Genomic DNA, 20,135 nt, shown 5'->3' on the forward strand with positions numbered 1-20,135 from the left:
AAGAGACGAAGGCAGGCCCCTGCCGCCCCGCCCCCGTGACGTGACGGCCCGGCGGCCTCACCCGAGTTGGCCGGGCGCTCGCACCGACATGCCCCCGGTCGCCGGTGCGCGCGATGCGTGCCCCCGCGCTGCCCGTGGCACCCGTCACCGAGACCGCGTGTGTGTCCCCCTTCCCGCCTTCCCGCCTTCCCGCTTTCTGCGCTGCGGGCCGCGGCGGCCCGCAGCGGCGGTGCCCATCCTGCCGCGCCGGCCCGCTCCGGGGAACCGCTCCAACTCCCTTTGTCCTCTGAGTGGAAGAAGTCGTGGGTAATTCCTGCGCAACTTCTTCCCAGGTTCGGCAGCCACTGCTACGTTCCCCTCGAAAGCCAACGACGGCGGTGCCGATGAGGCGGGGAGGGGCTCGTGAGACGTATGACGGCGCGACCCGGGAACGCCCATCAGGCGCGGCTGCTCAGGCTGCTGCGCGACGGCGGCCCCAACTCGCGGGCGCAGCTGGGGGATCAGGTCGATCTCTCCCGGTCGAAGCTGGCCGTGGAGGTCGAGCGACTCCTGGAGACCGGCCTCGTGGTGGCCGACGGACTCGCCGCCTCCCGCGGTGGCCGCCGGTCCCACAACATCCGGCTCGCTCCCGCGCTGCGCTTCCTGGGCGTCGACATCGGGGCCACCTCGATAGACGTCGCCGTCACCAACGCGGAGCTGGAGGTGCTGGGACACATCAACCAGCCCATGGACGTACGCGAGGGCCCGGTCGCGGTCTTCGAGCAAGTCCTGTCCATGGCTGCGAAGTTGAAGGCATCGGGGCTCGCGGAGGGGTTCGACGGCGCCGGCATCGGCGTCCCCGGACCGGTCCGCTTCCCCGAGGGCGTCCCGGTCGCCCCGCCGATCATGCCGGGCTGGGACGGGTTCCCGGTGCGCGAGGCCCTCAGTCAGGACCTCGGCTGCCCCGTCATGGTCGACAACGACGTGAACCTGATGGCGATGGGGGAGCAGCACGCGGGCGTGGCCCGCTCCGTGGGCGACTTCCTCTGCGTCAAGATCGGCACCGGCATCGGCTGCGGGATCGTCGTCGGCGGTGAGGTCTACCGCGGTACCACGGGCAGCGCGGGCGACATCGGCCACATCCAGGCCGTGCCGGACGGCCGCCCGTGCGCGTGCGGCAACCGGGGCTGCCTGGAGGCCCACTTCAGCGGCGCCGCGCTCGCGCGCGACGCCACGGAGGCCGCCCAGCAGGGGCTGTCCCAGGAACTCGCGGCACGACTGGAGGCGGCGGGCGCCCTGAGCGCCGTCGACGTCGCCGCCGCTGCCGCCGCGGGTGACGCCACCGCGCTCGATCTGATCCGCGAGGGCGGCAACCGCACCGGCCAGGTCATCGCCGGACTCGTCAGCTTCTTCAATCCGGGCCTGGTGGTGATCGGCGGCGGTGTGACCGGGCTCGGCCACACCCTGCTCGCAGCGATCCGCACCCAGGTCTACCGCCAGTCGCTCCCTCTCGCGACCGGCAATCTGCCCATCGTGCTGGGCGAGTTGGGTCCCACCGCCGGAGTCATCGGCGCGGCCCGGCTCATCAGCGACCACCTGTTCTCACCCGCGTAACGCCTGATCGCAGAGCCGCAAGAACGCCACTGCTCCCAGAACTGCCGCAACCGCACGATCTTCAGCCGTTGCAGCAGCACCGCTTCCACAGTCGCCACAGCAGCACCACACCTCCGACGACACACCCTGCTCCGCCCTGCCTCACTCCGCCCTGCCCTGAGACCGGCCTGTACCCGCCGAGGGGAACCGTCATGGCACCAGAACCACCCCTTCTCACGATGTCCGGCATCACCAAGTCGTTCCCCGGTGTCCGGGCCCTCGACGGCGTCGACCTCGACGTCCAGCCCGGTGAGGTGCACTGCCTGCTCGGCCAGAACGGCGCGGGAAAGTCCACGCTCATCAAGATCCTGGCCGGCGCCCACCAGCCGGACGACGGCACGATCGGCTGGCGCGGCCAACAGGTCACGCTCCGCTCGCCCATCGCCGCCATGCGCCTCGGCATCGCCACCATCTACCAGGAACTCGACCTGGTGGAGGGCCTGTCGGTGGCCGAGAACGTCTACCTCGGCCATGAACCCACGTCCGCCGGATTCGTCGTACGCGGCAAACACGCGCGAGCGTCAACAGCCGCTCTCCTCAAGCGACTCGGGCACCCGGAGATCGACCCGGCCCGACTCGTGGGAGAACTGTCCGCCGCCCACCAGCAGATCGTCTCCATGGCCCGGGCGCTCTCCCACGACGTACGTCTCATCGTGATGGACGAACCGTCCGCGGCCCTCGACCCGGACGAGGTCGACAACCTCTTCCGCATCGTCGGGGACCTCACCGCCGAGGGCGTCGCCGTCGTCTACATCTCGCACCGCCTGGAGGAGATACGCCGCATCGGCGACCGGGTCACGGTGCTCAAGGACGGTCGCGCGGTGGCCGGCGGTCTGCCCGCGAAGTCGACACCGACCCGCGAGGTCGTCGCGCTGATGACGGGACGGAACGTCGAGTACGTCTTCCCGGACCGGCCCACGCACCGGACACTGCCCGACCCGGTGCTCGAGGTCCAAGGCCTCGCCCGCGAGGGCGAGTTCGAGTCGCTCGACCTCACGCTGCGCCCCGGCGAGATCGTGGGCCTCGCGGGACTCGTCGGCTCCGGCCGCTCCGAGATCCTGGAGACCATCTACGGCGCCCGCAAACCGACCACCGGTCACATACGGGTCGACGGACGGCAGTTGAAGCCCGGCAGCGTCCGGGCCGCCGTCCGCGCCGGACTCGGTCTCGCCCCCGAGGAACGCAAGGCGCAGGCCCTGCTGATGCTCGAGTCCGTCACCCGGAACGTGTCCGTCTCCTCCATGTCCCGCTTCTCCCGCGGAGGCTGGCTGGACCGGACCGCCGAACGGGACGCGGCGCGCAAGGCGACCCGCGAGCTCTCGCTGCGCCCCGACAACCCGTCCGCCCCCGTCCGCACCCTCTCCGGCGGCAACCAGCAGAAGGCGGTCCTCGCCCGCTGGCTGCTGCGCGGCTGCCGGGTGCTGCTGCTCGACGAACCGACCCGCGGCGTCGACGTCGGCGCCCGCGCCGAGCTGTACGCCGTCATCCGCCGCCTCGCCGACGAAGGCCTGGCCGTGCTCATGGTCTCCAGCGAAGTACCCGAGGTCCTCGGCCTCGCCGACCGCGTCCTGGTGCTCCGCGAGGGCCGGGTCGTCCACACGGCACCCGCCCGGGAGCTCGACGAACACCGCGTACTCGACCTCGTCATGGAAGGAAGCCCGGCGTCATGACGCAGCCCGTGTCCCCGCCCCGGGACGAAATCCCGAAGCTCGCACCACAGGTGGAACCCAGTCCGTGGCGGGCGGTCGTGGCCCGTGCCGACGTCCGTACCCTCTCGTTGCTGGGTGTGCTCGCCGCCCTGATCCTCATCGGAGGCATCACCAAGCCCGACGAGTTCCTCGACACCCGCAACCTCCAACTCGTCCTCACCCAGGCCTCGGTGATCGGTGTCGTCACGGTCGGCATGACCTTCGTCATCATCTCCGGCGGCATCGATCTGTCCGTCGGCGCCATCGTCGCCCTCGCCTCGGTGTGGGCGACGACCGTCGCCACCCAGGACTTCGGCTTCGCCGGCATCTTCTTCACGGCGGTGATCGTCGGCGTCGGCTGCGGCCTCGTCAACGGGGTACTGATCGCGTACGGCACCATGGTGCCGTTCATCGCGACACTCGCCATGCTCGCCTCGGCCCGGGGCCTCGCCCTCCAGATCACCGACGGCAACACCCAGGTCGTCACCGTCGACGGCATCCTCGACCTCGGCGAGCGCGACTCCTACGTCCTCGGGGTCCCGCCGCTCGTGATGGTGTTCGCGGTCGTGACGATCATCGGCTGGCTCGTGCTCAACCGCACCACCTTCGGCCGGCGCACGGTCGCCGTCGGCGGCAACGCGGAGGCGGCGCGCCTCGCCGGTATCGACGTACGCCGCCAGCGCCTCTACCTCTACCTGCTCTCCGGGCTGTGCTGCGGCATCGCTGCCTTCCTGCTGATCATCCTGTCGGGTTCGGGCCAGAACACCAACGGCAACCTCTACGAACTCGACGCCATCGCCGCCGCGATCATCGGCGGCACCCTGCTCACCGGGGGGCGCGGCACCATCGTCGGCTCGGTGCTCGGAGTCCTGATCTTCACCACGATCACCAACATCTTCGCCCTGAACAACCTGCAGAGCGACGTCCAGCAGATCGCCAAGGGCGCGATCATCGTCGCCGCCGTGCTCGTCCAGCGCCGTACCGCCAGCACGACCTGAGGAAAGGGTTCACCGCCATGCCAGAGATCACGAGCCGCAGAGGATTGCTCTTCGGCACCGCCGCCGTCTCGGCCGGTGTCCTCCTCGCCGGTTGCACCAGCAACGAATCCGGCGACGAGCCGGCCTCCAACGACCAGCCCGCCGCCGACGACAAGCCCGGCAAGCAGGTCACCATCGGCTTCGCGGGCCCGCAGGCCGACCACGGCTGGCTCAACGCGATCAACGACAACGCCAAGAGCCGCGCCAAGAAGTACGAGGACGTGACGCTGGAGATCACGGAGGGCTCCAACGACACCGCCGCCCAGATCGGCCAGATCGAGACACTGATCAACAAGAAGGTCGACGTCCTGGTGGTGCTGCCCGCCGACGGCAAGGCCCTCACCCAGGTCGGCCTCCAGGCCATGCGGGCGAACATCCCCGTGGTCAACCTCGACCGCATCTTCAACTCCCCGCAGGCGTACCGCTGCTGGATAGGCGGCGACAACTACGGCATGGGCCTCAACGCCGGTCACTACATCGGCGAGAAGCTCAAGGACAAGAAGAACGCCCGGGTCATCGAACTGGCCGGCCTCGACAACCTGGAACTCACCAAGCAGCGCACACAGGGCTTCGACGCGGCCCTCAAGAACTACCCGAACATCAAGAAGGTCGCCCGCCAGGCCGCCGAGTTCACCGTCGAGTCGGGACAGGCCAAGATGTCCCAACTCCTCCAGGCCCAGTCGAAGTTCGACGCCCTGTGGAACCACGACGACGACCAGGGAGTCGGCGCCCTGCGCGCCATCGAGCAGGCCGGACGTGACGACTTCCTGATGGTCGGTGGAGCGGGCGCCCTGTCCGCCATGCAGGCCATCGAGTCGGACAACAGCGTCCTCAAGGCCACGGTCCTCTACCCGCCCACGATGGCCGCCTCCGCGATCGACCTGGCCCGCGCGCTCGGCCAGAGCAAGGGAATCGGCGGCCTCGCGGAGTTCGAGATCCCCTCGTCCCTGACGCTCTACTCGGCCGTCGTGGACAAGGAGAACGTCAAGACGTACCTGCCCACCGGCTTCAAGTAGGCCGTGCCTGCTCTTTCGAGGGCGCCCGACAGGGGCGCCCTTCAGGGGCGCGGGCAACCGCGCGGCCGGCCACGACGGACCCGCAGTGTCCGGACCGCCGGAACCCGGCAGAGCGCCCCCCACCGCGCCACGACGACGAGGAGGACTCCCCGATGGGACAGCCGCAGCAGCCCGACGAGGAACAGGCCGGGGCACAGGCCGGGACGGCGGCCGCACGGCCCCCGCTCGGCGTGGGCATGGTCGGATACGCGTTCATGGGCGCCGCCCACTCCCAGGGGTGGCGCACCGCGGGCCGCGTCTTCGACCTGCCGCTCCGGCCCGTCCTCGCCGCGGTCTGCGGCCGTGACGCAGGGTCCGTACGGGCGGCGGCCGACCGGCTCGGCTGGGCGGCCGCGGAGACCGACTGGCGGGCCCTGATCGCCCGCGACGACGTCGACCTCGTCGACGTCTGCACACCGGGCGACAGCCACGCCGAGATCGCCATCGCCGCGCTGGCCGCCGGGAAGCACGTGCTGTGCGAGAAGCCCCTCGCCAACACGGTCGAGGAGGCCGAGGCGATGACCGAGGCCGCCGAAGCGGCCGCCGCACGCGGTCAGGTGGCGATGGTCGGCTTCAACTACCGCCGGCTGCCCGCCGCTTCGCTCGCCAGGAACATGGTCGCCGAGGGCCGGCTCGGCGCCCTGCGGCACGTACGGGTGACGTACCTTCAGGACTGGCTGGTGGACCGGGAGTTCCCGCTGACCTGGCGGCTGCGCAAGGAGACGGCGGGGTCCGGGGCGCTCGGCGACCTGGGCGCGCACATCGTCGACCTCGCCCAGTACCTGGCGGGCGAGCCGGTGGTCGGGGTGTCGGCCCTCACCGAGACGTTCGTACGGGAGAGGCCGGTGCTCGCCGGAGCGTCCAGCGGCCTCTCGGCCTCCGGCGGCGGCGGACTCGGAGCCGTCACGGTCGACGACGCCGCCCTGTTCACCGGCCGGTTCGCCTCGGGTGCCCTCGCCTCCTTCGAGGCGACCCGGTTCGCGACCGGCCGCAAGAACTCCCTGCGCATCGAACTCAACGGCGAGAAGGGCTCGTTGGCCTTCGACCTGGAGCGCCTCAACGAACTCCACTACCACGACGGCACCGAACCCGGCACCCACGCCGGCTTCCGCCGCATCCTCGTCACCGAACCCGACCACCCCTACCTGGAGGCCTGGTGGCCACCGGGCCACGGCCTCGGCTACGAGCACACCTTCGTGCACCAGGCCCGCGACCTGGTCCACGCGATCGCGCAGGGCGGGCAGCCGCTGCCCTCCTTCGCCGACGGGCTGCAGGTGCAGCGCGTCCTCGCCGCGGTCGAGGAGAGCGCCGAGAAGAACTCCGTCTTCACCCCCACAGCGAGCTGAGGAAGGCCAGTCCCCATGCCGCGTACCTTCACGCTTTTCACCGGCCAGTGGGCCGACCTGCCGCTCGAAGAGGTCTGCCGGCTCGCCCGCGACTTCGGCTACGACGGACTCGAACTCGCCTGCTGGGGCGATCACTTCGAGGTCGACAAGGCTCTCGCGGACCCCACGTACCTGGACTCCCGGCGGGAACTGCTCGACAAGTACGGACTCAAGTGCTGGGCCATCTCCAACCACCTGGTCGGCCAGGCCGTCTGCGACGCCATCATCGACGAACGCCACCAGGCGATCCTCCCCGCCCGTATCTGGGGCGACGGCGAGGCCGAGGGCGTACGGCAGCGGGCGGCGGCCGAGATCGCCGACACCGCTCGGGCCGCGGCCGCCTTCGGTGTCGACACCGTCATCGGCTTCACCGGGTCCGCGATCTGGCACCTGGTCGCGATGTTCCCGCCCGCCCCCGAGTCGATGATCGAGCGCGGCTACGACGACTTCGCCATGCGCTGGAATCCCATCCTCGACGTCTTCGACACCGAGGGCGTGCGGTTCGCCCACGAGGTCCACCCCAGCGAGATCGCGTACGACTACTGGACAACCCAGCGCGCCCTGGAGGCGGTCGGCCACCGGCCCGCCTTCGGGCTGAACTTCGACCCCTCGCACTTCGTCTGGCAGGACCTCGACCCCGTCGGCTTCCTGTGGGACTTCCGCGACCGGATCTACCACGTCGACTGCAAGGAGGCGCGCAAGCGCCTCGACGGCCGCAACGGCCGCCTCGGCTCGCACCTTCCGTGGGGCGACCCCCGCCGCGGCTGGGACTTCGTGTCCGCGGGCCACGGCGACGTCCCCTGGGAAGACGTGTTCCGGATGCTGCGCTCCATCGACTACCAGGGACCGATCTCGGTCGAGTGGGAGGACGCGGGCATGGACCGGCTCCAGGGCGCACCCGAGGCACTCACCCGGCTGAAGGCCTTCGACTTCGAACCGCCGACGGCCTCCTTCGACGCGGCGTTCGGCGGCAACGACTGAGGCCGTACGGCGACCACGACCCACCCCCTACCCAGGGGGATCCACCACTTCCGGGGTGACGGCGCACCCCGGCGTATCGCACCCGCATGAACCACCAGCCCCATTCTGGAGGCATCCGTGCACGCGAACGACCCCACCAGCACCACCAGAACCGGGAGCCACAGACGGCGCCCGGGAGTCCGACTCCGCAAGACGCTCGCCCTGCTCACCGGCGCACTTCTCGCCGGTGCCTCGCTCACCCTCGCCACGCCCCCGGCGGGCGCGGCCGTCGCCGAACCGGGGGCCGCCCCCGCCGCGCCGGCCGCCGCGGAGGACTTCCAGCAGGTCACCCTCGCCAAGGGCGAGCCCGAGGTCGGCGAGCCCATGTCGCTGGCCGTCCTGCCCGACCGCTCGGTGCTGCACACCTCGCGCGACGGCGAACTGCGCATCACCGACAGTGCGGGCAACACCAGCCTGGCGGGCAAGCTCGCCGTCTACTCGCACGACGAGGAAGGCCTGCAGGGCGTCGGCATCGACCCGGGCTTCGCCGACAACCGCTTCATCTACCTCTACTACGCCCCGCCGCTCGACACCCCGGCGGGCGACGCCCCCGAGACGGGCACCGCGGCCGACTTCGCGCCCTTCGACGGCGTCAACCGCCTCTCCCGCTTCGTCCTGAAGGCGGACGGCACCCTCGACAACGCCAGCGAGAAGAAGATCCTCGACGTCCCGGCGACCCGCGGCATCTGCTGCCATGTCGGCGGCGACATCGACTTCGACGCGGCCGGCAACCTCTACCTGTCGACCGGCGACGACTCGAACCCGTTCCAGTCGGACGGCTACACGCCCATCGACGAGCGCGCCGACCGCAACCCGGTCTTCGACGCCCAGCGCACCTCCGGCAACACCAACGACCTGCGCGGCAAGATCCTGCGGATCAAGGTGAACGCCGACGGCTCGTACACGGTCCCCGACGGCAACCTCTTCGCACCCGGCACGGACAAGACCAAGCCCGAGATCTACGCCATGGGCTTCCGCAACCCGTTCCGGTTCAGCGTCGACAAGAAGACCGGGATCCTCTACGTCGGCGACTACGGCCCGGACGCCGGCGCCGCGGACCCCGCGCGCGGTCCCGCCGGACAGGTCGAGTTCGCCCGCGTCACCAAGCCGGGCAACTTCGGCTGGCCGTACTGCACGGGCAAGAACGACGCCTACGTGGACTACGACTTCGCGACCAAGACCTCGGGCGCGTCCTTCGACTGTGCCGCGCCCAAGAACACCTCGCCCAACAACACCGGCCTGACCGACCTGCCCCCGGCCGAGTCCGCCTGGATCCCCTACGACGGCGGATCCGTCCCCGAGTTCGGCAACGGCTCCGAGTCCCCTATGGGCGGCCCGGTCTACGACTACGACGCCTCCCTCGACTCCCCGGTCAAGTTCCCCGAGGCGTACGACGGGGACTTCTTCGCCGGTGAGTTCGGCCGCCGCTGGATCAAGCGGATCTCGTCGGACGACAACGGCACCGTGCAGTCCATCAACGACGTGCCGTGGTCCGGCACCCAGGTGATGGACATGGCGTTCGGCCCGGACGGCGCCCTCTACGTCCTCGACTACGGCGTCTCGTGGTTCGGCGGCGACGAGAACTCCGCGCTGTACCGCATCGAGAACGCGACCGACGGCCACTCGCCGGTGGCGCAGGCCGCGGCCGACCGCACGTCGGGCCAGGCGAGGCTGAGGGTCAAGTTCTCCTCCGCCGGCACGACCGACGCCGACGGCGACGCCCTCACGTACAGCTGGGACTTCGGCGACGGCGGCACGTCCACAGCGGCGAACCCCACGTACACGTACAAGAAGAACGGCACCTACACGGCGACGCTGACCGCGAAGGACGCCTCGGGGCGGACCGGAAGCGCGAGCGTACGGATCGTGGTCGGCAACACCGCGCCCAAGGTCACGCTCCAACTCCCCGAAGACGGGCAGATGTTCGGCTTCGGTGACGCCGTGCCCTTCAAGGTGAAGGTGACCGACCCGGAGGACGGCAGGTCGATCGACTGCGCCAAGGTGAAGGTCACCTTCGTCCTCGGCCACGACAGCCACGGCCACCCGGTGACGTCGGCGAACGGCTGCTCCGGCGCCATCCAGACCAGCGCCGACGGCGGCCACGACGAGGACGCGAACATCTTCGGTGTCTTCGACGCGGAGTACACCGACGGCGGAGGCGGCGGCCAGGAGGCGCTCACCACCCACGACCAGAACGTCGTCCAGCCCCGGCACCGCCAGGCCGAGCACTACGGCAAGTCCGAGGGCGTCACGGTCCAGACGAAGCCCACCGCGCACGGCGGAAAGACCGTCGGCGACATCAGCAACGGTGACTGGATCTCCTTCGAGCCGTACGTCCTGAGCAACGCCACGAAGCTCACGGCACGGATCTCCTCCGGCGGCGCGGGCGGCAAGCTGGAGGTCCGCGCGGGCTCGCCCACCGGCCGTCTGCTCGGCACCGCGACCGTCCCGGTGACCGGCGGCTGGGAGAACTTCCAGGACGTCAGCGCCGCTCTGAGCAAGGCGCCGCGCGGGACCACCACCCTCTATTTCGTCTTCAAGGGGAGCGGGACCGGAGCTCTGTACGACGTGGACGACTTCACCTTCACAACCCGCTGAGGGGGTGCGCATGCGATCAACCACCCGCACCATGACAGCTGTTGTCGGCGCCGCCCTGCTCATCGGGTGTGTGTCGGGACCGGCCGTGTCGAAGGGTTCTGCCGGCCCGTCCGCGTCGTCGGAGGCCTCCGGGGCGAAGAAGCCCTCGGCCGGTGAGCGGGTCCTGGTGTTCTCGAAGACCGCCGGGTTCCGGCACGACTCCATCCCCGAAGGCATCGCCGCCGTGAAAGCACTGGGCGCCGAGAACGGATTCAGGGTGGACGCCACTGAGGACGCGGGGACCTTCTCCTCCCGCAACCTCGCCCGGTACGACGCAGTGGTGTTCCTCTCCACCACGGGTGACGTCCTGAACGACGCCCAACAGCGGGCCTTCGAGCGGTACATCGGCGCCGGCGGCGCCTACGTGGGCATCCACGCGGCCGCCGACACCGAGTACGACTGGGAGTTCTACGGCGGCCTCGCCGGCGCCTACTTCCAGTCGCACCCGGCGATCCAGCCCGCACGGATCGAGGTCGAGGACCGGGCCCACCCGGCCACCTCGCACCTCGGGGAGTCCTGGAACCGCACGGACGAGTGGTACAACTACCGCTCCAACCCGCGCGACCGGGCGCATGTCCTGGCCTCCCTCGACGAGTCGTCGTACAGCGGCGGCACGATGAGCGGCGACCATCCGATCGCCTGGTGCCAGGAGTACCGGGGCGGCCGCTCCTTCTACACCGGCAGCGGTCACACCAAGGAGTCGTACGCCGATCCCGCCTTCCGGCAGCACCTGCTGGGCGGCATCCGGTGGGCCGTCGGCGCCGCACAGGCCGACTGCCGTCCGGCGAAGGGGTATTCACCCCTCTTCGACGGGACCGCCGAGTCCCTGTCGGGGTGGAAGCAGGCGGGGCCGGGATCGTTCTCGCTCGCGGACGACGGCACACTCACCTCGTCCGGCGGCCTGGGCATGCTCTGGCACACGGACGCGGTCCCCGGCTCGTACTCGCTGAAGCTCGACTGGAGGATGGCGAGTGCCTCCGGCGACGACAACTCCGGTGTGTTCGTGGGCTTCCCGGCCTCCGACGATCCCTGGTCGGCCGTCGACAACGGCTACGAGATCCAGATCGACGCCTCCGACGCCGCCGACCGCACCACCGGAGCCGTGTACAGCTTCCGGTCCGCCGACATCAAGAAGCGCGACCGTGCGCTGAACCCGCCGGGGGAGTGGAACACGTACGAGATCCGCGTGGAGGGCGAACGCCTCCGCGTCTGGCTCAACGGCGTGAAGATCAACGACTACACCAACACCGATCCGGCGCGAAGCCTGCGGGACGGTCATGTCGGCATCCAGAACCACGGGGCCGAAGACCGGGTGTCCTTCCGCGACGTCCGGATCAAGCACCTGCCGGAGCGTTCCGCCGCGCAGGGCGACTGAGCGGCGGCGGGCGGAGGACGCCGGACCTCCGCCCGCCGTCTTGGCCCTTCCGGCACCGTCTTGCCCGGAACTTCCCCGGACCGCGTACGACCGCGCCTCCGGTTCGCACAGGAGAGGGAGGCTGCCCATGCCCGCCGAACCGTCCGTTTCCCCTTCACGCGTCGGAGTCTGGCTGATCGGGGCACGGGGCTCGGTCGCCACGACCGCCGTCGCGGGCTGCGCGGCCGTCACGGCCGGACTCCGTCCGCCGACCGGCATGGTGACCGAGACCGACGCCTTCCACGAGGCGGGCCTGCCCGCCCTGTCCTCGCTCGTCTTCGGCGGCCACGACGTGGTGGACTGCCCCCTGCCCAAGCGGGCGGAGACGCTCGCCGCCGGCGGTGTCCTGCCTCCCGACCTGCCCTCTGCCGTGGCCGCCGAACTGGTCGCCGCCGACCGGGAGATCAGGACCGGCGGCCCACTGCCCGGCGACACGCGGAGCGAGGACGAACTGGTCGAGGCCCTCGCCCACGACATCCGCGACTTCGCACGCCGGTGCGGTGCGGCAAGAACCGTCGTGGTGAACGTGGCCTCCACGGAACCCGTGCCCACGGGCGCGGCGCTCCCAGCAAGCTCGCTCTACGCAGCCGCCGCTCTGAGAGCGGGCTGCCCCTACGTGAACTTCACGCCGTCCATGGGCCTGCACCACCCGAGGCTCGCCTCCGAGGCCGCGTCCTGCGGACTGCCGTACGCGGGCCGTGACGGCAAGACCGGTCAGACCCTGCTGCGGTCGGTCCTCGGCCCGATGTTCGCGCAGCGCGCGCTGACGGTCCGGGCCTGGTCCGGCACGAACCTGCTGGGCGGCGGCGACGGGGCGGCCCTCGCCGACCCGGCCGCCGCGGCCGCGAAGAACGCGGGCAAGGAACGCGTCCTCGCCGACACCCTCGGCACGGTCCCCGAGGGCGAGACCCACATCGACGACGTGCCCTCCCTCGGTGACTGGAAGACGGCCTGGGACCACATCGCCTTCGACGGCTTCCTCGGCACCCGGATGGTCCTCCAGACGACGTGGCAGGGCTGCGACTCCGCCCTCGCGGCCCCGCTGATCCTCGACCTGGCCCGGCTGGTGGCCCGCGCCCACGAAGTCGGCCTGTCGGGCCCGCTGAGCGAGCTCGGCTTCTATTTCAAGGACCCGGTGGGGGAGGGGCCCGCCGCCCTGGGCGAGCAGTACGCGGACCTGGTGGGGCTCGCCGACCGGCTGCGGGCCTCCGAGCGGGCGCCGGAGCCCGGAGATCCACCGACGGGGCGCGGGACGCCGGACGGTTTCCAGGGACAGCGGCGATGAGCGGCCTGCGAGGGCTGATACGGCCCGGAGGGCGCGGGGCGCCCGAACGGCGAGAGCGCCGCCCGTGGCGACAGACGCTCGGCCGGCGGGCATGGCGCGGGTGGAGTACCGAGCGGGGAACGGCGGACCGCCCGGCTGCCCGTACCCGTGCCGGTGCCGACACGAGTGCCGGGGCCGGGGCCGACCTCAGGGCCGGGGACGGGGCCGGGGACGGCGTCGGCGCGGATGCCGTTACGGCACCGCAGCCCGACGGTGTGCGGCCGAGTCCGCGCACGGTCGGTCCCGGACTGCGTGCCTGGGTCGAACTCCTGCGCCTGCCCGCCCTGTTCACGGTCCCCGGTGACGCGCTCGCGGGCGCCGCCGCGGCCGGGGCGCGACCGAACTCCCGCACCCTGCTGGCCATCGGCTCCTCCCTCTGCCTGTACGAGGCCGGTATGGCCCTCAACGACTGGGCCGACCGCGCCGAGGACGCCGTGGACCGCCCGCACCGGCCCCTCCCCTCGGGCCGGATCAGGCCGACCGCGGCCCTCGCGGCGGCAGGCGGCCTGACAGCGGCGGGCCTGGCCCTGGCCTCCCGGGCGGGCCGCCGGCCACTCGCGGTCGCCGGCGCCCTGGCGGCCACGGTCTGGTCGTACGACCTGGTCCTCAAGCGCACGCCCGCGGGACCCGTGGCGATGGCAGCGGCCCGAGGCCTGGACCTCCTCCTCGGCGGGGTGGCGGCGGGCGGCGACACCCGCAAGGTGGTGGCGCCCGCACTGACCCTCGCCACCCACACCCTGGCCGTCACCACGGTCTCCCGTCACGAGACCCGGGGCGGCTCCCCCTGGGCCCCGCTGACAGCCCTGGCCACGACCACGGCCCTGACCTGGTCCCTCACGCGCGCCGGCCGGACGGGCGACTCCCGCACGAACGACCAGCCACCAGGGCACACCCCGACCACCGGCGGAGACACGATCCCGAGGCAGCCCGCCTCCAGAGCGTCCGCCTTCGCGCCTCCCTCCTTCAGCGGGACCACATTCAGCGGGATCACCTTCGGGACCAGCTTCGGGACCAGCTCCGGGAAGGGCACGCTCGGGGGGACCGGCTTCGGGGCGGCCGAAACGAACACGGCCGCCGCCCTGGGCGGAGTGCTCGCCGCGGTCTACGCCGTGACGTTCGCCCGCCCTCTCTTCCACGCCGCCCTCAACCCGTCACCCCCACTCACCCAGAGAGCCGTCGGCGGCGGCATCCGCGCCATGATCCCGCTCCAGGCCGCCCTCGCGGCCCGCTCCGGTGCCCCCGTCACAGCCCTGCTGACCGTCGCCCTCGCCCCGGCCGCCCGCAGGTTCAGCCGGAAGGTGAGCGTGACATGAACCCGCAGCCCAGCCCGCACCCCGTCACCGGGCCGCCCGCCCACCCCCTCCGCTTCTCGTACGGCACCAACGGCCTCACCGACCTGCGCCTCGACGACGCCCTCTCCCTTCTCGCAGACCTGGGCTACGACGGCGTGGGGCTGACCCTCGACCACATGCACCTCGATCCGCTCGCTCCCGACCTCGCGGCCCGCACGCGCAGGCTCGCCCGCAGGCTGGACGAACTCGGCCTGGGCGTCACCCTTGAGACCGGTGCCCGCTACGTACTCGACCCGCGGCGCAAGCACGGCCCGTCCCTGCTCGACCCGGACCCGGAACAACGAGCCAGGCGCGTCGACCTGCTCCTCCGGGCCGTCCAGGTCGCGGAAGACCTCGGCGCCCACGCGGTGCACTGCTTCAGCGGTATCCCCCCGCAGGGAACAGCCGGGGGAGTAACCGGGTCAGCAGTCAATGAAGCAGCCGGAGCAACGGCCGGGCAGGCGGACCCACAGGGCGTCTCCGTGACGGATGACGGGGTGGCAGACCACAGGGTGGCAGACGACGGCGTGACGGATGACGGGATGGCGGAGGACACCGTCTGGAAGCGTCTTGCCGAAGCCCTCACCCCCGTACTCGACGCCGCCACCGACGCCGGTGTCCCGCTCGCCGTCGAACCCGAGCCCGGTCACCTCCTCGCCACGCTCGACGACTTCCACCGTCTGCGCACCACGCTCGGCAGCCCGGACGCCCTCGGACTCACCCTCGACATCGGTCACTGCCAGTGCCTGGAACCGCGATCGCCCGCCGACTGTGTCCGCGACGCCGCCCCCTGGCTGCGGCACGTCCAGATCGAGGACATGCGCCGCGGCGTCCACGAACACCTCCCGTTCGGCGACGGCGAGATCGACTTCCCACCCGTACTCGAAGCCCTCGCCGCCACGGGCTATCGGGGTCTGGTCTCCGTCGAACTGCCCCGCCACTCCCACGCCGGGCCGCAACTCGCCCGGCAGTCCCTCCCGTTCCTTCGGCGTGCCTCGCTTCCCGGCCCCCAGGACACCGGCCGGCGGACCGCCCCCGGCGAGCGCGCCCCCGCCCCCGAGGGGAGAACCCCGTGAACCACCTCCCCGGCACCCCCGGCACCACCCCGACGGAAACCCCGCCCGCCCTCACCGCCCTGCGCACCCGTCTGAACTCCCTGCTCGACGGCCCGGCCCGAGCCTGGCTGGACAAGGCTCTCGACGAGGCGGCCGCCCACTCGGGCAGTCACGGGCCGATCTCCGTGTGGGAGCTGCGGATCGCCGAGGCGGGCCGCAGCTGCGGACCCGAGCACGCGGAGGCCGTTCGTGTCCTGCTCCTGCACGCGGCCCGGGCCGACGCCCCGACCCTCGCCCGCGTCTACCGCCAGGGAACCGCCGACGAACGGCGTGCCGTCCTGGAGGCCCTGCCCCACCTCGTGCCCGGCCCCGAGGCGCTGCCGGTCGTCGAGGACGCACTGCGCACCAACGACACCCGGCTGGTGGCCGCCGCCGTCGGCCCGTACGCCGCCCGGCACCTGGACGTCCACAACTGGCGGCACGCCGTCCTGAAGTGCCTGTTCACCGGAGTCCCCGTGGACGCCGTCGCCGACCTTTCCCGCCGGGCCCGCGCCGATGCCGAACTGGCCCGCATGCTCAGCGACTACGCCGACGAGCGCAGGGCCGCCGACCGGCCCGTCCCTGACGACCTGCACCGCGTCCTCGCCCTCACCGAACACCCGGCCACCCCCACCGGAACCGACGCGCCGGGCGGCCCGACCGTCGACCACGGCACGTGCGGCACCGACGGCAAGGAGTCCTGATGCGCATCTTCGACCCCCACATCCACATGACGTCACGAACCACCGACGACTACGAGGCCATGTACGCGGCGGGTGTCCGCGCCGTCGTCGAACCGGCCTTCTGGCTCGGCCAGCCCCGCACCTCACCCGCCTCCTTCTTCGACTACTTCGACGCCCTCCTCGGCTGGGAGCCCTTTCGTGCGGCCCAGTACGGCATCGCCCACCACTGCACCATCGCTCTCAACCCCAAGGAGGCCAACGACCCCCGCTGTGTCCCCGTCCTCGACGAACTGCCCCGGTATCTCGTCAAGGACCACGTGGTGGCCGTAGGTGAGATCGGCTACGACTCGATGACGCCCGCCGAGGACACCGCCCTGGCCGCACAGCTCCAGCTCGCCGCCGAGTACGCACTGCCCGCCCTGGTCCACACGCCGCACCGCGACAAGCTGGCGGGCCTGCGCCGCACCCTCGACGTGGTCCGGGAGTCCGCACTGCCCCCGGACCACGTCCTGATCGACCACCTCAACGAGACCACGGTCAAGGAGGCCAAGGACGGCGGTTGCTGGCTCGGCTTCTCCGTCTATCCGGACACCAAGATGGACGAGGAACGGATGGTCGCCGTCCTCCAGGAATACGGACCGGAGAAAGTGCTGGTCAACTCCGCTGCCGACTGGGGCAGGAGCGACCCGCTCAAGACCCGCAAGGTCGCCGACGCCCTGCTGAAGGCCGGATTCACCGAGGACGACGTCGACCGGGTGCTGTGGCGCAACCCCGTCGCCTTCTACGGGCTCAGCGGCCGCCTCGACCTCGACGTCGCCGGCACGGACGCCACCCACGAGGGCAACTCCATCCTCCGCGGCGCCCCCAAGGCAGCCCCGGAGACCGGCCCCGCGACCGGCCCCCGGTCCGTCCCGGCGACCACGGAGGCGTGACCCATGCGCTTCCGGCATCCCGACGGCTCCACGGTCCACCTCGCCTACTGCACCAACGTCCACCCCGCCGAGACCCTCGACGGTGTCCTCGCCCAGCTCCGCGACCACTGCGAACCCGTACGCAAACGGCTCGGCCGCGACCGGCTCGGCATCGGCCTGTGGCTCGCCAGGGACGCCGCGCACGCCCTCGTCAGCGACCCGTCCGCCCTGCGCGGCCTGCGCACGGAACTCGACCAGCGCGGCCTCGAAGTCGTGACCCTCAACGGCTTCCCGTACGAGGGATTCGGCGCCGACGAGGTCAAGTACCGCGTCTACAAGCCGGACTGGGCCGACCCCGAGCGGCTCGACCACACCACCGCCCTCGCCCGCGTCCTCGCCGGACTCCTCCCCGACGACGTCACCGAGGGCACCGTCTCCACACTGCCGCTCGCCTGGCGCACCGCGTACGACGACGACCGTGCCGCCCGAGCCCACACGGCCCTGCGCACCCTCGCCGAACGCCTCGACGCGCTGGAGGAGCTGACCGGACGCTCCATACGGGTCGGCCTGGAACCCGAGCCCGGCTGCACCGTCGAGACCACGGCCGACGCCATCGCCCCGCTCACCGCCATCGCCCACGACCGCATCGGCGTCTGCGTCGACACCTGCCACCTCGCCACCTCCTTCGAAGACCCGCACACCGCCCTGGACCGGCTGGCCGCCGCCGGTGTCCCCGTCGTCAAGTCCCAGCTGTCGGCCGCCCTGCACGCCGAACACCCCCACCTCCCCGAAGTCCGCGAGGCACTCGCCGCCTTCGACGAACCCCGCTTCCTGCACCAGACCCGCACGCTCACCGCCGCCGGGCTCCGAGGCACCGACGACCTCGGCGAAGCGACCCGGGCGGACGCCCTGCCCGACGCCTCCCCGTGGCGCGCCCACTTCCACGTGCCGTTGCACGCGGACCCCGCCGCCCCCCTCACCTCCACGCTGCCCGTCCTCAAGGACGCCCTGACCCGGCTGGTCGGCGGCCCGCAACCGCTCACCCGCCACCTCGAGGTCGAGACCTACACCTGGCAGGCCCTCCCGCCGGAACTGCGCCCCCGTGGCCGCGCCCAGCTCGCCGACGGCATCGCCGCCGAACTCACCCTCGCCCGCGACCTGTTGACGGACCTCGGCCTGAAGGAGCTGCCGTGAGCACCCACGAGACCCCGGCCGCCCAGCCGGCCGCCACCGAGGGCTCCGCGTCCCCCACCCCGCTCCTCGTCCTCGACGTCGTCGGCCTCACCCCCCGTCTCCTCGACCACATGCCGCACCTCAAGTCCCTCGCCCGGTCCGGCTCCCGGGCCCACCTCGGGACGGTCCTGCCCGCCGTCACCTGCGCCGCCCAGTCCACCTTCCTCACCGGCACCCACCCTTCCGAACACGGCATCGTCGGCAACGGCTGGTACTTCCGCGACCTCGGCGACGTACTGCTGTGGCGCCAGCACAACGGCCTGGTGTCCGGGGACAAACTGTGGGACGCCGCCCGGCGCGCCCACCCCGGCTACACGGTCGCCAACATCTGCTGGTGGTACGCCATGGGCGCCGACACCGACTTCACCGTCACCCCCCGTCCGGTCTACTACGCCGACGGCCGCAAGGAACCCGACTGCTACACCCGGCCCCCGGCCCTGCACGACGAACTCACCGAGAAACTCGGCACGTTCCCCCTCTTCCACTTCTGGGGTCCGGGCGCCGACCTCGTCTCCAGCCAGTGGATCATCGACGCCACCCGTCACGTCATGAGCACCCGTCGGCCGGACCTGACCCTCTGCTACCTCCCCCATCTCGACTACGACCTGCAGCGCTTCGGCCCCGACGACCCGCGCTCCCTCAAGGCGGCCGCCGACCTGGACACGGCCATGGCGCCCCTCCTCGACGACGCCCGCGCGGAAGGCCGGACGGTCGTCGCCCTGTCCGAGTACGGCATCACCCGCGTGGACCGCCCCGTCGACATCAACCGGGCACTGCGCCGCGCCGGCCTTCTCGAGGTGCACACGCAGGACGGCATGGAGTACCTCGACCCGATGGCGTCCCGTGCCTTCGCCGTCGCCGACCACCAGATCGCCCATGTCTACGTGCGCCGCCCCGAGGACCTGGAAGCCACGAAGGCCGCGCTCGCCGGTCTGCCCGGCATCGAGCAACTCCTCGACGACCAGGGCAAGAAGACCCACCACCTCGACCATCCGCGCTCAGGCGAACTCGTCGCCGTGGCGGAGCCGGACGCCTGGTTCACGTACTACTACTGGCTCGACGACGCCCGCGCGCCCGACTTCGCCCAGCTCGTCGAGATCCACCGCAAACCCGGCTACGACCCGGTCGAACTCTTCATGGATCCGCTCGACCCGTACGTCAAGGTCAAGGCCGCGACCGCGCTGGCCCGAAAGAAGCTCGGCATGCGCTACCGCATGGCGGTCGTGCCCCTCGATCCCTCACCTATTCGAGGCAGCCACGGCCGCCTCCCCCTGAGCGACGACGAAGGTCCGCTCATCATCTGCTCCACCCCCCGCGCTGTCGGCGACCGCGTCGCGGCCACCGATGTGAAGTCACTGCTGCTCCGACTGGCCGGTCTCGACTGACCGCCCCGAACGGCGGGCATCGGCCCGCCGGTCCCGCCCGATCCGTCCGTCACCTCTGATCCGTCCGTCACATCCGATCCATCACGTCCGGCCGGTCTTTTCCGACTGGTCCCCAGTGAAGCACCCGGCACTGACAACGCCCTCCCACACCGAGGAGTCTCCAGGCATGAGCCGCACCAGCCGTACCTCCTTCACGGCCTCCACCAGCAAGAACGACGACCCCGAGCTCGCCCACCGCCTCAGCCGAAGAGGCATGCTCGGCGTCGCCGCCGGCGCCACCGCGGCAGCCCTGCTCGGCGCCGCCAC

15 protein-coding genes are annotated in these 20,135 nt (G+C 71.6%); all 15 read left to right on the plus strand.

What is annotated here, in order from left to right:
* Window positions 1-411 precede the first annotated feature (411 nt).
* The 15 genes from KUF83_RS07925 to KUF83_RS07995 all read left to right on the plus strand — a co-directional run bounded on the left by KUF83_RS07925 (window position 412) and on the right by KUF83_RS07995 (window position 19,829).
* The gene (locus KUF83_RS07925) at window positions 412-1,593 is read left to right on the plus strand and encodes an ROK family transcriptional regulator (protein ID WP_217453882.1); all 1,182 of its coding nucleotides are present in this window, start codon (window positions 412-414) and stop codon (window positions 1,591-1,593) included.
* A 191-nt stretch (window positions 1,594-1,784) separates the two neighbouring features.
* A complete protein-coding gene (locus KUF83_RS07930) occupies window positions 1,785-3,302 on the plus strand; it encodes a sugar ABC transporter ATP-binding protein (RefSeq protein WP_217453862.1) in 1,518 nt (505 codons plus the stop codon).
* Window positions 3,299-4,318, plus strand: coding sequence for an ABC transporter permease (locus KUF83_RS07935; RefSeq protein ID WP_217453863.1), 1,020 nt, complete (start codon window positions 3,299-3,301; stop codon window positions 4,316-4,318). Before KUF83_RS07930 ends, KUF83_RS07935 begins: the two co-directional genes overlap by 4 nt.
* Window positions 4,319-4,335: 17 nt before the next feature.
* Entirely contained in the window at window positions 4,336-5,373 is a 1,038-nt protein-coding gene (locus KUF83_RS07940; RefSeq protein WP_217453864.1) for a substrate-binding domain-containing protein, read from the plus strand.
* A 152-nt stretch (window positions 5,374-5,525) separates the two neighbouring features.
* Complete coding sequence (locus KUF83_RS07945) at window positions 5,526-6,758, plus strand: Gfo/Idh/MocA family protein (protein WP_217453865.1); 1,233 nt, start codon at window positions 5,526-5,528, stop codon at window positions 6,756-6,758.
* A gap of 15 nt (window positions 6,759-6,773) precedes the next feature.
* Window positions 6,774-7,778: a sugar phosphate isomerase/epimerase gene (locus tag KUF83_RS07950; RefSeq protein ID WP_217453866.1), complete on the plus strand. Its 1,005-nt coding sequence runs from the start codon at window positions 6,774-6,776 to the stop codon at window positions 7,776-7,778.
* Window positions 7,779-7,895: 117 nt separating this feature from the next.
* The gene (locus KUF83_RS07955; RefSeq protein WP_217453867.1) at window positions 7,896-10,415 is read left to right on the plus strand and encodes a PQQ-dependent sugar dehydrogenase; all 2,520 of its coding nucleotides are present in this window, start codon (window positions 7,896-7,898) and stop codon (window positions 10,413-10,415) included.
* A 10-nt stretch (window positions 10,416-10,425) separates the two neighbouring features.
* Window positions 10,426-11,829, plus strand: a complete 1,404-nt coding sequence (locus KUF83_RS07960) for a ThuA domain-containing protein (protein WP_217453868.1) — start codon at window positions 10,426-10,428, stop codon at window positions 11,827-11,829.
* Between the two features lie 127 nt (window positions 11,830-11,956).
* Window positions 11,957-13,153 (plus strand): inositol-3-phosphate synthase, encoded by a 1,197-nt coding sequence (locus tag KUF83_RS07965; RefSeq protein ID WP_217453869.1) that lies wholly within the window; start codon window positions 11,957-11,959, stop codon window positions 13,151-13,153.
* Window positions 13,154-13,407: 254 nt separating this feature from the next.
* Window positions 13,408-14,505, plus strand: a complete 1,098-nt coding sequence (locus tag KUF83_RS07970) for an SCO3242 family prenyltransferase (RefSeq protein ID WP_308402943.1) — start codon at window positions 13,408-13,410, stop codon at window positions 14,503-14,505.
* The gene (locus KUF83_RS07975) at window positions 14,502-15,599 is read left to right on the plus strand and encodes a sugar phosphate isomerase/epimerase (RefSeq protein WP_254643519.1); all 1,098 of its coding nucleotides are present in this window, start codon (window positions 14,502-14,504) and stop codon (window positions 15,597-15,599) included. Before KUF83_RS07970 ends, KUF83_RS07975 begins: the two co-directional genes overlap by 4 nt.
* Window positions 15,596-16,321, plus strand: coding sequence for an EboA domain-containing protein (locus KUF83_RS07980; protein ID WP_217453871.1), 726 nt, complete (start codon window positions 15,596-15,598; stop codon window positions 16,319-16,321). The genes KUF83_RS07975 and KUF83_RS07980 overlap by 4 nt, the downstream gene beginning before the upstream one ends.
* Entirely contained in the window at window positions 16,321-17,232 is a 912-nt protein-coding gene (locus KUF83_RS07985) for a TatD family hydrolase (RefSeq protein ID WP_217453872.1), read from the plus strand. Before KUF83_RS07980 ends, KUF83_RS07985 begins: the two co-directional genes overlap by 1 nt.
* Window positions 17,233-17,235: 3 nt before the next feature.
* Window positions 17,236-18,405 carry a metabolite traffic protein EboE gene (eboE, locus tag KUF83_RS07990; RefSeq protein WP_217453873.1) on the plus strand — a complete coding sequence of 390 codons (1,170 nt, stop codon included), beginning with the start codon at window positions 17,236-17,238 and terminating at the stop codon, window positions 18,403-18,405.
* Window positions 18,402-19,829: a nucleotide pyrophosphatase/phosphodiesterase family protein gene (locus KUF83_RS07995; protein WP_217453874.1), complete on the plus strand. Its 1,428-nt coding sequence runs from the start codon at window positions 18,402-18,404 to the stop codon at window positions 19,827-19,829. The genes eboE and KUF83_RS07995 overlap by 4 nt, the downstream gene beginning before the upstream one ends.
* Window positions 19,830-20,135: the final 306 nt, after the last annotated feature.

Origin of the sequence: Streptomyces sp. BV286 (genome assembly GCF_019090165.1) — a bacterium.
In the GTDB taxonomy this organism is placed as follows: domain Bacteria; phylum Actinomycetota; class Actinomycetes; order Streptomycetales; family Streptomycetaceae; genus Streptomyces.

Excerpts from the sequence above, each read along its gene's own strand:
- KUF83_RS07935 (WP_217453863.1), top strand. The coding sequence starts at position 3,299 with ATGACGCAGCCCGTGTCCCCGCCCCGGGACGAAATCCCGAAGCTCGCA.
- KUF83_RS07940 (WP_217453864.1), top strand. The coding sequence starts at position 4,336 with ATGCCAGAGATCACGAGCCGCAGAGGATTGCTCTTCGGCACCGCCGCC.
- KUF83_RS07985 (WP_217453872.1), top strand. The coding sequence starts at position 16,321 with ATGCGCATCTTCGACCCCCACATCCACATGACGTCACGAACCACCGAC.
- KUF83_RS07965 (WP_217453869.1), top strand. The coding sequence starts at position 11,957 with ATGCCCGCCGAACCGTCCGTTTCCCCTTCACGCGTCGGAGTCTGGCTG.
- KUF83_RS07975 (WP_254643519.1), top strand. The coding sequence starts at position 14,502 with ATGAACCCGCAGCCCAGCCCGCACCCCGTCACCGGGCCGCCCGCCCAC.
- KUF83_RS07960 (WP_217453868.1), top strand. The coding sequence starts at position 10,426 with ATGCGATCAACCACCCGCACCATGACAGCTGTTGTCGGCGCCGCCCTG.
- eboE (WP_217453873.1), top strand. The coding sequence starts at position 17,236 with ATGCGCTTCCGGCATCCCGACGGCTCCACGGTCCACCTCGCCTACTGC.
- KUF83_RS07925 (WP_217453882.1), top strand. The coding sequence starts at position 412 with ATGACGGCGCGACCCGGGAACGCCCATCAGGCGCGGCTGCTCAGGCTG.
- KUF83_RS07945 (WP_217453865.1), top strand. The coding sequence starts at position 5,526 with ATGGGACAGCCGCAGCAGCCCGACGAGGAACAGGCCGGGGCACAGGCC.
- KUF83_RS07950 (WP_217453866.1), top strand. The coding sequence starts at position 6,774 with ATGCCGCGTACCTTCACGCTTTTCACCGGCCAGTGGGCCGACCTGCCG.
- KUF83_RS07930 (WP_217453862.1), top strand. The coding sequence starts at position 1,785 with ATGGCACCAGAACCACCCCTTCTCACGATGTCCGGCATCACCAAGTCG.